Below are 12,005 nucleotides of genomic sequence, written 5' to 3'. Positions count from 1 at the left end.
AACACGCAGCGTCACCACACCCGTCAGGAAGGCCGGTGCGCCCCCTGGCCCGCCTCGGCCCCCTCGCCGGACGGCTCCGGCAGCCGGTGCACCAGCACCGTCCCGATCCGGTTGCGCCGCCCCGCGATGCTCTCCGCCCGCAGCGACAGCCCCGCCACCTCCGCCGTCGACCCCTCGATCGGCACCCGGCCCAGCGCGTGCGCCAGCAGCCCGCCGACCGTCTCGACGTCCTCGACCTCGATCTCCGCGCCGAACAGCTCCGCGACGTCCTCCACCGGCAGCCGCGCCGTCACCCGGGCGGTGGACTCGTCCAGCCACTCCACCCGCGGCGTCTCCACGTCGTACTCGTCGGTGATCTCCCCGACGATCTCCTCCAGGATGTCCTCGATCGTGACCAGCCCGGCGGTGCCGCCGTACTCGTCGATCACGATCGCCACATGGATCTGCCGGGCCTGCATCTCCCGCAGCAGCTCGTCGATCGGCTTGCTGTCGGGCACGTAGCTGGCCGGCCGCATCACCGACTCGACCGTCTCCACCGACTCGCCCTCGCGGTGCTCGTGGCTGCGCCGCACCACGTCCTTCAGGTACGCGATCCCGACCACGTCGTCCTCGTTCTCGCCCACCACCGGGATCCGCGAGAACCCGCTGCGCAGCGCCAGCGTCAGCGCCTGCCGCAGCGTCTTGCCGCGCTCGATGAACACGATGTCGGTCCGCGGCACCATGACCTCGCGCACCAGCGTGTCGCCCAGCTCGAAGACCGAGTGGATCATCTCCCGCTCGTCCGGCTCGATCAGGCTGCGCTGCTCGGCCAGGTCCACCAGGTCGCGCAGCTCCGCCTCCGACGCGAACGGTCCCTCCCGGAACCCCTTGCCCGGCGTCAGCGCGTTCCCCAGCGCGATCAGCAGCCGCGGCAGCGGCCCGAACACCCGCGTCACCGGATGGATCACCGCCGCGCCCGCCAGCGCGATCCGGTCGGCGTGCTGGAGCCCCAGCGTCCGCGGCCCCACGCCGACCGCCACGTAGCTCACCACGATCATGATCGCGGCGGCGACCACGTACGCCCGCCACGTCTCGTCCAGCCACGAGATGCACAGATCCGCCACGATCACCGTCGCGACCAGCTCGCAGCCGATCCGCAGCAGCAGCACCATGTTCAGGTAGCGCGCCGGATCGGCGACCACCGCCGCCAGCCGCGCCGCGCCCCGCCGCTCCTCCCGGACCAGCTCCTCGACCCGCACCCGGGACACCCGCGCCAGCGCCGCCTCGGTGCCCGCCAGCAGCCCGGCCAGGCACACCAGCCCGACCGCCAGCGCCAGCAGCCACCCCTGCGCGGAGCTCATGCCGCCCTCCGGTCCCCCCGCGCTCGGACGATCATCGCGGCCCGCGCTTCTCCTGCCAGGACTCCAGCAGGCCGGCCTGCAGGCCGAACATCTCCTTATGCTCCTCGGGCTCCGCGTGGTCGTACCCGAGCAGATGCAGGATGCCGTGCGTGCACAGCAGCTCCAGCTCGTCCTCCCGGCCGTGGCCCGCCGTCGCCGCCTGCCGCTCCGCGACCGCCGGGCACAGCACCACGTCGCCCAGCAGCCCCGGGTCGGCCTCGCCGTCCTCGTCCGAACCGCCCGACATGTGGCCGGGACGCAGCTCGTCCATCGGGAACGCCAGCACGTCCGTCGGCCCCGGCTCGCCCATCCACTTCTCGTGCAGCTCGGTCATCGCGGCCTCGTCCACCAGCAGCAGCGACAGCTCCGCCAGCGGATGCACCCGCATCCCGTCCAGCACGTGCCGGGCCAGGGCCTCCAGCCCCTTCTCGTCGACCTCGACGCCCGACTCGTTCAGCACCTCGATGCTCATGCCCTAACGCCCCCGCTTGCGGGACTGGTTGCGCGTCCCGCCCTGCTTGATGTCGGGAACGCGCGACTCGTCCCACCGGTTGTAGGCGTCCACGATGTCGGTCACCAGCCGGTGCCGCACCACGTCCTTGCTGTTGAGCCGGCAGAAGTGGATGTCCTCGACGCCCTCCAGGATGTCCTGGACCACCCGCAGCCCGCTCTGCGTCCCGCCCGGCAGGTCCACCTGCGTCACGTCCCCGGTCACCACGACCTTCGACCCGAACCCGAGCCGCGTCAGGAACATCTTCATCTGCTCGGGCGAGGTGTTCTGCGCCTCGTCCAGGATGATGAACGAGTCATTGAGCGTGTTGTGGGTGAGCAGGAAGTCCTCGGTCACGTAGAGCGAGTCCTCTGCGGCCACCTGAATGCACACGGCCTCGGCGGAGCCTTCGGGCTCGATGCTGTCGATGAACCGCATCGGACGCCCGCCGCCCGCGGCCTTGTACTTCTCCAGCTTCCGGCCGAGCCGGAACGGCTCAATGCCTTCCGGCAGCCGGATGTCGAGCACGTACGCATCATGGCGGTGCTCCACGGGACGCCCGTTCGCCCGTCCAGGCGTGCGCCCGGCGGCCGGGCCTACGCGCGCGTAGGCCACACCGCCCAGCGAGCGGACGAGGAAGAGGACGTCCTCCTTGAGGCGCGCCGACGTGGTCGTGTACTGGATCCGGCATGTGCGGGCATCTTGCGTCACCGGCCCGCCGTCGGAATCCAGAAGGCCCTGGAGTACGGCGAGCCGCACCGCGGACGAGTTGTAGAGGTAGAGCTCCGGAACGAACTTGGTGTTCGAGCGCGTGCCCGCAAGGCCGAGGCCCCGCATCACGGCGGTCACCGGGTTCGCCATCGTGATCACCTGGCCGGGCACCGAGACCCGGGTCAGAACATGGTCCACACGGCTCGTCTGGTGCAGCTCCGTGCCCGGCAGCAGGCGGGCGAGCGAGTCGGCCAGCTCCTCGTCCTCGGTGGAGAAGCTCGGCGTCGTGGACCCCGTCAGGCGGCCGTCGCCGAGCAGCAGGCCGAGCGCGTACGGATCCATCGGCATGTCCCGGGCCGGGAACTCGACCGGTTCACTGAGCAGCGGCAGCTCGTACCGGCGCGCGTGTGCGGCGCGCAGGTTGCCGATCATCTCCCGCGTCTCGAGAACCTCGTACGGCCGTCCACGGCGGCGCCCGTCCCTGGTGGAGACGGTCCACAGGTGATCGGCGGTGCACAACGTCGTCGAGCCGTCCTGGGCCGTCAGGCGGAAGATCTCCTTCTCGCCCTGCGGATAGACACCGAGGACAGGAGTGGGCCTGCCGTCCGATCCCACGACGAGATCACCGACCGCCAGCTCCCCGATCGGCCGCCATCCGTCCGGAGTGAGAACCTTGGTCGTCACCGGTTGGGCGCGGCCGCGCATGTACGCCAGAGGGGCGACCTCGATGGTGCCGGCGGACATCAGGCGGGGGATGGAGTCGGGGTCGACCATGTCGTGCAGCGCGTCGTACAGGGGGCGCAGGTACGGGTCGATCTTCTCGTAGAGGGTGCCGGGGAGGAAGCCCAGGCGCTCGCCCGCCTCGACGGCCGGGCGGGTCAGGATGATGCGGTTGACCTGCTTGTCCAGCAGGGCGCGGACCGCCTTGGCCATCGCCAGGTAGGTCTTGCCGGTGCCGGCCGGGCCGATGCCGAACACGATCGTGTGCTTGTCGATCGCGTCGACGTACCGCTTCTGGTTGAGCGTCTTCGGCCGGATCGTGCGGCCCCGGCTGGACAGCACGTCCAGGGTCAGCACCTCGGCCGGGCGCTCCTCGGTGCGGTTGCGCAGCATCGCCAGGCTCCGCTCGACCGCGTCGGGGGTGAGCTGGGTGCCGCCGCGGAGGAGATCGATCAGCTCGGCGAACAGCCGGGACACCAGCTCGGTCTCGGAGTCCGGGCCGGTCACCGTGATCTCGTTGCCGCGCACGTGGATGTCGCTGTGGAACGCGCGCTCGATGACGTGGAGCAACTCATCCCGGGAGCCCAGCAGGCTCACCATCGAATGGTCGTCCGGCACCACGATCTTGATCTGGGACCGCGATTCCGTCCGGTCACCGCGTCCCGCGTGAGTTGATTCGACCATCAGCCGGGCCTTGCGGCCTCTCCGACCTGCCTTCTGTCGCTCCGGTGTGTCCTGCTCCTTGTCCCTTCCAATGGTACTGGCCGCCCGCGCGGTCACGCCGCCGTATTTCCGCTCGCCCGCCCCGGCCCGCGGCGCGCGAAACGGCGGGGCCGGCCGTCAGCCGGGCGGCCAGTTGAGGCCACGGCCGCCCAGCACGTGCGCGTGCACGTGGAAGACGGTCTGGCCGGCCTGGGCGCCGGTGTTGAACACGATCCGGTAGCCGGTCTCGGCGATGCCCTCGTCCACTGCGACCTGGTGGGCCTCCGTCAGGACCTCCGCCAGCGTCGCGGGGTCGGCGGCGGCCAGCTCGGCCGCGGTCGGGTGGTGCGCCCTGGGGATGACCAGCACGTGCGTCGGCGCCTGCGGGTTGATGTCGCGGAACGCCACCGCGCCGGGCGACTCGCGCACGATCTTGGCCGGCACCTCCCCCGACACGATCTTGCAGAACAGGCAGTCCGTCATCGTTCTCCTCCCGCCGGTCAGGAACGCGGTGATCCTATCGAGACCGGCGTCCCATGGCCCGCGGAGGCCAGCGCCGGATAAGGTCGCGCTGATCAACGTCTGGCCGGTTCGGACCCTTTTCGTCCGACGGCTGGATTAGGGTTGTCAACCCAGGCGTACCCCCGGCCCGCCGGCAGCGTGCCACGCCTCCCGACCGGCCGCTTCATCCCCGTCGCGCCAGCCCGGGGGCCGACGTCCGAATGGGCGGCGGGGGTCGGCGAAGGCGGCGGATAGGTGACCGAGGCAAGACAGCAGATGGCCTTTCGTAAACCGGACGACGAGGGTGGGCGTCCCACTGACGTGACCGAGACCCTCGTGGCCAGGGGCACGGCCGGTGCGGTGGCCGTGGCCTGGGACGCCGACCAGGCGGTGACCGCGCTCTACAGCGCCAACTACCGCTCGCTGGTACGACTCGCCGCCATGCTGGTGCGCGACGCGGGGACGGCCGAGGAGGTCGTCCAGGACGCGTTCGTGGCGATGCACGGCGGCTGGCGGCGGCTGCGCGACCCCGACAAGGCCCTGTCCTACCTGCGCCAGTCCGTGGTGAACCGGTCGCGGTCGGTGCTGCGGCACCGCGCTGTCGTCGAGAAGTACGCTCCCAAGGGCCTGCCCGACGCTCCCAGCGCGGAGGCCGGGGCGATCGGGGAGCTGGAGCGCTCCGCGGTCGTCCAGGCGCTCCACAGGCTCCCGACCCGCCAGCGGGAGGCACTCGTCCTGCGCTACTACGCCGATCTCTCCGAAGCCGAGATCGCCCACACCATGGGCATCTCCCGAGGTGCCGTCAAGAGTCACACGGCACGCGGCATGGCCGCGCTACGCAACACCCTGGAGCAGTTCTCATGACCACCGACCCTCACGACGAGCACGGCGAGATCCTCCGCCGCGCCCTGCAGGCGGAGGCGGAGTCGGTCATTCCGGCGGCGGACGGCCTCGAGCGCATCCGCGCGCGCATCGACGAGCGTTCGCAGCGGCGGTTCGGCCGCGACTGGCTCCTCGGTTTCACGGGCGGGGGCTCGGGCGCCGTCTGGGCCCGGCCCGTCCTCGCCGTGGCCGCCGCGGTGCTGATCGCCGGCATCGGCGTGACGGCGCCGCAGACGCTCGACCTCATCCAGTCGGTGGGCAGCAACGGCACGTCCGGTGACGGGCAGCACAACGGCACGGGCGGGAGCGTTCCCGGCACCGGCGGGCTGCCGCCGGACGCGCGGCAGCCCGCGCCGTCGGAGGCGTCCCGGGGCGGGGCGCCGGCCGACTCGGGCTCGCCGTCGCCGGACACCTCGATCGGGTCGACGGCGTGCGCGACCGCGCCGGCGACGGGTTCGCCGGCGGTGAGCGCCTCGCCGGGCGCGGGTTCGGCGTCCGCGGGCGGTACCGGTGCGGCGCCGTGCCCCAGCGGGAGCCCGTCGACCTCGCCGACGCCGACCCCGTCGGACACCGGCACCGGTCAGACGGAGCAGCCGACGACGCCGACCGAGCCGCCGGCCAGCGACCCGCCGGCCCCGGCGAAGGCCGAAGAGCCCGCCGCCTGACAGGCAGCCCAGGAACCTTCACCGCGCCCGTCCGCGGCACGCCGGATCGACTCGTGGCGTGTCGCGCTTTCGTGCGCCCGCCGTAGGCCGACCCGCCACGAGTCGGCCTCTCGGCCGACCCGGTGGTCGGCGCGGGTTCACCAGCGGCCGGTGGCCGCCAGGAGGACCGCGGCGGCCGCCACGCCGGCGGTCGAGGTGCGGAGGACGGTGGGGCCCAGCCGGACGGCCCGCGCGCCCGCCGCGGCGAACTCGGCCAGCTCGTCCTCGGTGATCCCGCCCTCGGGGCCGACCACGACGACGATCTCGCCGGCGGCCGGCGGCCGTACGGCGCTGAGCGGGCCGGCGGCCTCCTCGTGCAGGACGAGGCCCGTCCCCGCGGCGGCGAGCCGGGCGGCGACCCCGGCGGTGGTGGCGAGGCCGGCGACCTCCGGCAGGTGGCTGCGGCGCGCCTGCTTGGCGGCCTCGCGGGCCGTGGAGCGCCAGCGCCCCAGGGCCTTCTCGCGGCGTTCCGGACGCCACTGGGTGACGCAGCGGGCCGCCGCCCACGGGACGATCTCGTCGACGCCCGCCTCGGTCATCGTCTCCACGGCCAGCTCGCCCCGGTCGCCCTTGGGCAGCGCCTGGACGACGACCAGCCGCGGTTCAGGGGCCGGGTGGCGGTGCCGTTCCAGGACGTCCAGCGTCAGCGTGGAACGGTCGGCGGCGGCCACGACGCACTCGGCGAGCAGGCCGGCGCCGTCGGTGAGGTCGACGCGCTCGCCGGGCCGCAGCCGCTTGACGGTGGCCGCGTGCCGGCCCTCGGCGCCGTCCAGGACGACCCGGTCGCGTTCGAGCGCGGCCGGGCCGGCCAGGAACACCGGCGGGCTCACTGGTTGAAGACGTCCCGGAGCCTGGAGAACACGCTCCGCTGGCCCGGCGCGAACTTGCCCGGGGGACGCTCCTCGCCGCGGAGCTTGGCCAGCCTGCGCAGCAGCTCCTCCTGCTCCTCGTCGAGCCGGTTGGGGGTCTCGACGTCGACGTGGATCAGCAGGTCGCCGCGGCCGCTCTCGTTGAGGTGCCGGACGCCCCGCCCGTACAGGGTGATGACCTGGCCGGACTGGGTGCCGGGCTTGATGTCGACCTCCTCGGCGCCGTCCAGCGTCTCGATCGTGACGTTGGTGCCGAGGGCGGCGGCGGTCATCGGGATCTCGACCGTGCAGTGGAGGTCGTCGCCCTCCCGCTCGAAGATGTCGTGCGGCTTCTCGACGATCTCCAGGAACAGGTCGCCGGGCGGGCCGCCGCCGGGGCCGACCTCGCCCTCTCCGGCGAGCTGGATGTGGATGCCGTTCTCCACCCCGGCCGGGATCTTGACCTTGACTGTGCGGCGGGTGCGGACCCGGCCGTCGCCGGAGCACTCCGGGCACGGGGTGCGGATCACGCTGCCGAAGCCGCCGCACTGCGGGCAGGGCCGGGCGGTCATGACCTGGCCGAGGAACGAGCGCTGCACCTGCTGCACCTCACCGCGCCCGTGGCAGGTGTCGCAGGTGTCGGGGTGCGTGCCGGGCGCGCAGCCGGAGCCCGAGCAGGTCGCGCAGGCCACCGCCGTGTCGACGGTCAGCTCGCGGGTGGTGCCGAACGCCGTCTCGTCGAGGCCGAGCTCGACGCGGAGGGTGGCGTTGCGGCCGCGGCGGGCCCGGGTGCGGGGGCCGCGCGAGGCCGCCGAGCCGAAGAAGGCGTCCATGATGTCGCTGAACGGGAACCCGGCGCCGCCGAAGCCGCCGGCGCCCGCCCCCGCGCCGCCGGACGCGAACGGGTCCGCGCCCAGGTCGTACATCTCGCGCTTCTTCGGGTCGGAGAGCACCTCGTACGCCTGGGTGATCTCCTTGAACCGCTCCTGGGTCTCCGGATCCGGGTTGACGTCCGGGTGGAGTTCCCGGGCGAGCCGGCGGTAGGCCTTCTTGACCTCGTCCGGGCTGGCGTCGCGGCGGACGCCGAGGGTCGCGTAGTAGTCGTTTGCCACTTACGACCCCGCCAGGATCTGTCCGACGTAGCGTGCCACTGCCCGTACCGCTCCCATCGTGCCGGGGTAATCCATGCGTGTCGGCCCGAGCACTCCGAGCCGGGCCAGGGTCATGTCGCCGACGCCGTAATCGGCGACGACCACGGAGGTGGATCGGAGCCCCTCGTCGGGGTTCTCGGTGCCGATCCGCACCGTAACTGTAGAGGAGTCGCCGGTCTCTCCGAGCAGCCGCATGAGGACGACCTGTTCCTCCAGCGCCTCCAGTACCTCGCGCAGGCTCTTGGAGAAGTCCACCGCGGCCAGGTTGGCGGCGCCGGCGAAGACGATCTTCTCGTCGTGCTTCTCCACCAGCGTCTCCAGCAGGACCGAGAGCACGGCCGCCAGGACCGGCCTCTCCTCGGGCTGGACCCGGTCGGGGAGGTCGGCGACCGCGTTGGGGACCTCGCCGAGCCCGCACCCGTCGAGGCATGTGTTGAGCAACGCCCGCAGGTGCCCGATCGATTCCTCGGACAGCTCGTTCGGGGTCTCGATCATGCGCTGCTCGACCCGGCCGGTGTCGGTGATCAGCACCAGCAGCAGCCGGCGGGCGGCCACCGGGACGAGCTCCACGTGCTGGACGGCCGAGCGGGTGAGCGACGGGTACTGCACCACCGCGACCTGCCGGGTCAGCTGCGCGAGCAGCCGCACCGTGCGTCCCACGACGTCGTCGAGGTCGTACGCGCCGCTGAGGAACGTCTCGATCGCGCGGCGCTCGGCGCCCGACAGCGGCTTGATCGTGGACAGCCGGTCGACGAACAGCCGGTAGCCCTTGTCGGTCGGGACGCGGCCCGCGCTGGTGTGCGGCTGGTGGATGTACCCCTGCTCCTCCAGCACGGCCATGTCGTTGCGGATCGTGGCCGAGGACACGCCCAGGTTGTGCCGGTCCACCAAGGCCTTGGAACCGACCGGCTCGTTGGTGGAGACGTAGTCCTCGACAATGGCCCGCAGGACCGCGAGTTTCCTGTCATCGAGCACGTGGTCACCTCCTCTGCCCCCGTGCTGTAACGCCTACTGGCACTCCGTACTTCCGAGTGCCAAGTGTACGGCCACCCGAGCCGAGTTCGGAGGTGCCGGCGTCCCCGGTGCTCGTTAGAGTGCCTGAGCGTGCGGAGCAGAGACTATGGCGACGACGTTCTGGCGGGAGATCTGCGGCGGCGGGGCGGCCGCCGGGACCCGAAGACCGAGGTCCCGGAGGTCCCGGCCGAGCCGGGGCTGGTGGCGGAGGATCCCGGCAGCGGCTTCTGCGGCGCGGTCGTGGGCTGCGACAAGTTCGGCGTGACGCTGGAGGACCGGTTCGGCAAGCGGCGGGTGTTCCCGCTGGTCAAGGCGGGGTTCCTGATCGACGGGCGGCCGGTGACGCTCGTCCGGCCCGTACCGGCGGCCGGGAACGGGCGGGAGGCGGCGGCGCGGTCGGCGTCCGGGTCGATCGCCGTCCAGGGGCTGCGCGCGCGGGTGGCCAAGGAGAGCCGCATCTACGTGGAGGGCGTGCACGACGCCGAGCTGGTCGAGAAGATCTGGGGCCACGACCTGCGCGTGGAGGGCGTCGTCGTGGAGTACCTGGAGGGCGTCGACGACCTGCCCGCGATCGTCGAGGAGTTCGCGCCGGGCCCGGGCCGCCGCCTGGGCGTGCTCGTCGACCATCTGGTGGAGGGCTCCAAGGAGAGCCGCATCGCCGCCCGGGTCTCCTCCCCGCACGTGCTGATCGCCGGACATCCGTACATCGACGTATGGGAGGCGGTGAAGCCGGCGGCGGTCGGGATTTCCGCCTGGCCTCGCGTGCCCCGCGGCGTACCCTGGAAGGAAGGGGTGCTCACCGCTCTTGGCTGGGGGGACGACGTGCGTGCCGGATGGAAGCGGATCCTCGGCTCGGTGACCACCTACACCGACCTCGAACCCGCCCTCCTCGGCCGGGTCGAGGAGCTCATCGACTTCGTCACCGCGCCAGAGGAGGCTTGAGGGCCCCCGTCCCCTCTTCCCCGTTCCGTCCGTCCGCTCCCGCCAGACCGCGTCCGCCAGCGTCCCGACAGAGGAGCACACGATGTCGTACGGCCCTCCGGAACAACCCGACCACGGACAACAGCAGCAGCCCGGGTACGGCCAGGACCCCGGCTACGGGCAGGACCCGGGGTACGGCGCGCAGCCCGGGCACGGCGCGCAACCCGGCTACGGGCAGCAGCCCGGCTACGGGCAGGCTCCCGGCTACGCCCAGCAGGGGTACGGGCAACAGGGGTACGGGCAACAGGACTACGCGCAGCCGGGCTACGGGCAGGCGGGACACGCGCAGCCGGGCTACGGGCAGGCGCCCGGGTACGGGCAGCAGCCCGGGTACGGCGCGCAGATGCAGCCGTACGGGACGCCCGGCTACGGGCCGGGGCAGACGACCCCGGACGAGCGCCAGTGGGCCCTGATGGCCCATCTGGGGCAGCTGCTCCTCGGATTCCTCGCCCCGCTGCTGGTCTTCCTGATCAAGAAGGACGAGTCGGCGTTCCTGCGGCACCACGGCGCCCAGGGGCTCAACCTCGCGATCAGCCAGTACGTCTACCTCATGATCAACATCGTGCTGAGCGTCGTCACGCTCGGCATCTGGCTGCTCCCGACGATCGCGCTGGGCATCGCGCAGCTGGTCTACCTGATCCTGGCCGCGGTGGCGGGCAACCGGGGCGAGTGGTACCGGTTCCCGGCGTTCATGGCCTGGCCCATGGTCAAGTGAGGTCGCGGACGACCGCGTCGGCGAGCAGCCGGCCGCGCCGGGTCAGCACGGCGCGGCCGCGCTCCTCGTAGGGGCCCGCCTCGATCAGCCCGGCCGCGACGGCCCGCCGTATCGCCGCCGCGTCCAGCAGCTCGGCCGGGCAGCCGTCCGCCAGGCGCAGCTCCAGCATGACGCGCTCGACGTGCCGGTCCTCGTCGTCCAGGACCTCGCGGGCGTGCGCGGGGGTGATCCGCTCGGCGAGGCGCGCGGCGTAGGCGGCGGGGTGCTTGACGTTCCACCAGCGCGTCCCGCCCACGTGGCTGTGCGCGCCGGGGCCGACGCCCCACCAGTCGGCCCCCGTCCAGTACAGGAGGTTGTGCCGGCACGCGGCCTCCGGCCCGGTGGCCCAGTTGGAGATCTCGTACCAGCGCAGGCCCCGGGCGCCCAGCAGCTCGTCCGCCATGAGGTAGCGGTCGGCCATCGCGTCGTCGTCGGGCGCGGCCAGCTCGCCGCGGCGCACGCGGGCGGCCAGGCGGGTCCCCTCCTCCACGATCAGGGCGTACGCGGACACGTGGTCGGGATCGCACTCCAGCGCCGCCTCCAGGGAGGCCCGCCAGTCGTCGTCGCTCTCCCCGGGCGTGCCGTAGATGAGGTCCAGGTTGACGTGCTCGAAGCCCGCCGCACGGGTCCAGTCCACGACCCGCGGCACCCGCCCCGGCGTGTGGGTGCGGTCCAGGACGGCCAGGACGTGCTCGCGCGCGCTCTGCATGCCGTACGAGACGCGCGTGAACCCGGTCTCCCGCAGCCGGCCGAGGTAGCGGTCGTCCACCGACTCGGGGTTGGCCTCCGTGGTGACCTCCGCCCCCGGCGCCAGGCCGAACTCCGCGTCGATCGCGGCGAGGACGCGTCCGAGGTCTTCCGGAGGCAGCAGCGTGGGCGTGCCCCCTCCCACGAAGACCGTCTGCACCGGCAGCTCCGCGTCGCCCAGCACGCGCCGGGCCAGGCGGACCTCCTCGATCGCCGTCTCCGCGTACGAGTCCCTGCTCGCCCCGGGCCCCAGCTCCGTCGCCGTGTAGGTGTTGAAATCGCAGTAGCCGCACCGCGTCACGCAGAACGGCACGTGCACGTAGAACGCGAACGGCCGCTCCCCCAGCCCCTTCAGGGACGCGGGGGGCAGCGCCCCGTCGGCGGGTACGGGGTCGCCATCAGGCAGGGTCGAGGGCACCCC

At 72.7% G+C, this 12,005-nt stretch carries 11 protein-coding genes and 3 pseudogenes; 4 read left to right on the top strand and 10 right to left on the bottom strand.

All coding sequences use genetic code 11. The features are described 5' to 3' along the window. Positions 1 to 23: 23 nt before the first annotated feature. The 6 genes and pseudogenes from ACA361_RS15145 to ACA361_RS15120 form a co-directional block, all read right to left on the bottom strand. Complete coding sequence (locus ACA361_RS15145; protein WP_375012596.1) at positions 24 to 1,340, bottom strand: hemolysin family protein; 1,317 nt, start codon at positions 1,338 to 1,340, stop codon at positions 24 to 26. 31 nt (positions 1,341 to 1,371) lie between these two features. Then, positions 1,372 to 1,851: an rRNA maturation RNase YbeY gene (ybeY, locus tag ACA361_RS15140; RefSeq protein WP_375012595.1), complete on the bottom strand. Its 480-nt coding sequence runs from the start codon at positions 1,849 to 1,851 to the stop codon at positions 1,372 to 1,374. Between the two features lie 3 nt (positions 1,852 to 1,854). After that, positions 1,855 to 2,196, bottom strand: a pseudogene (locus tag ACA361_RS15135) (PhoH family protein); the annotation flags it as partial. 327 nt (positions 2,197 to 2,523) lie between these two features. After that, positions 2,524 to 2,706: pseudogene (locus tag ACA361_RS15130) on the bottom strand (hypothetical protein); the annotation flags it as partial. A 567-nt stretch (positions 2,707 to 3,273) separates the two neighbouring features. After that, positions 3,274 to 3,984: pseudogene (locus tag ACA361_RS15125) on the bottom strand (PhoH family protein); the annotation flags it as partial. 156 nt (positions 3,985 to 4,140) lie between these two features. After that, complete coding sequence (locus ACA361_RS15120; RefSeq protein ID WP_375012594.1) at positions 4,141 to 4,485, bottom strand: histidine triad nucleotide-binding protein; 345 nt, start codon at positions 4,483 to 4,485, stop codon at positions 4,141 to 4,143. A gap of 294 nt (positions 4,486 to 4,779) precedes the next feature. Between ACA361_RS15120 and ACA361_RS15115 the strand changes: the two genes are divergently transcribed. Both ACA361_RS15115 and ACA361_RS15110 read left to right on the top strand, forming a co-directional pair. Next, a complete protein-coding gene (locus ACA361_RS15115) occupies positions 4,780 to 5,367 on the top strand; it encodes a SigE family RNA polymerase sigma factor (RefSeq protein ID WP_375012593.1) in 588 nt (195 codons plus the stop codon). Then, the gene (locus tag ACA361_RS15110) at positions 5,364 to 6,050 is read left to right on the top strand and encodes a hypothetical protein (RefSeq protein ID WP_375012592.1); all 687 of its coding nucleotides are present in this window, start codon (positions 5,364 to 5,366) and stop codon (positions 6,048 to 6,050) included. The genes ACA361_RS15115 and ACA361_RS15110 overlap by 4 nt, the downstream gene beginning before the upstream one ends. 137 nt (positions 6,051 to 6,187) lie before the next feature. Here the strand turns inward: ACA361_RS15110 and ACA361_RS15105 are convergent, their stop codons facing one another. From ACA361_RS15105 to hrcA, 3 genes are read right to left on the bottom strand one after another with little or no spacing between them, the layout of a single operon-like run. Further along, positions 6,188 to 6,919 (bottom strand): 16S rRNA (uracil(1498)-N(3))-methyltransferase, encoded by a 732-nt coding sequence (locus ACA361_RS15105; RefSeq protein ID WP_375012591.1) that lies wholly within the window; start codon positions 6,917 to 6,919, stop codon positions 6,188 to 6,190. Further along, a complete protein-coding gene (gene dnaJ / locus ACA361_RS15100) occupies positions 6,916 to 8,049 on the bottom strand; it encodes a molecular chaperone DnaJ (RefSeq protein ID WP_375012590.1) in 1,134 nt (377 codons plus the stop codon). The genes ACA361_RS15105 and dnaJ overlap by 4 nt, the downstream gene beginning before the upstream one ends. Next, the gene (gene hrcA / locus ACA361_RS15095) at positions 8,050 to 9,063 is read right to left on the bottom strand and encodes a heat-inducible transcriptional repressor HrcA (RefSeq protein WP_375012589.1); all 1,014 of its coding nucleotides are present in this window, start codon (positions 9,061 to 9,063) and stop codon (positions 8,050 to 8,052) included. A 129-nt stretch (positions 9,064 to 9,192) separates the two neighbouring features. Here hrcA and ACA361_RS15090 point away from each other — a divergent pair, with 129 nt between their 5' ends. Next, positions 9,193 to 10,044: a DUF3097 domain-containing protein gene (locus ACA361_RS15090; protein WP_375012588.1), complete on the top strand. Its 852-nt coding sequence runs from the start codon at positions 9,193 to 9,195 to the stop codon at positions 10,042 to 10,044. Positions 10,045 to 10,126: 82 nt separating this feature from the next. After that, the gene (locus ACA361_RS15085; RefSeq protein WP_375012587.1) at positions 10,127 to 10,798 is read left to right on the top strand and encodes a DUF4870 domain-containing protein; all 672 of its coding nucleotides are present in this window, start codon (positions 10,127 to 10,129) and stop codon (positions 10,796 to 10,798) included. Here the strand turns inward: ACA361_RS15085 and hemW are convergent. Continuing rightward, positions 10,791 to 12,002, bottom strand: coding sequence for a radical SAM family heme chaperone HemW (gene hemW / locus ACA361_RS15080; protein WP_375012586.1), 1,212 nt, complete (start codon positions 12,000 to 12,002; stop codon positions 10,791 to 10,793). The two genes, ACA361_RS15085 and hemW, sit on opposite strands and share 8 nt — an antisense overlap. Between the last annotated feature and the right edge of the window lie 3 nt (positions 12,003 to 12,005).

Source organism: Actinomadura sp. 21ATH (genome assembly GCF_041951345.1).
In the GTDB taxonomy this organism is placed as follows: domain Bacteria; phylum Actinomycetota; class Actinomycetes; order Streptosporangiales; family Streptosporangiaceae; genus Spirillospora.
This window is presented reverse-complemented; position numbering and strand designations above follow the sequence as displayed.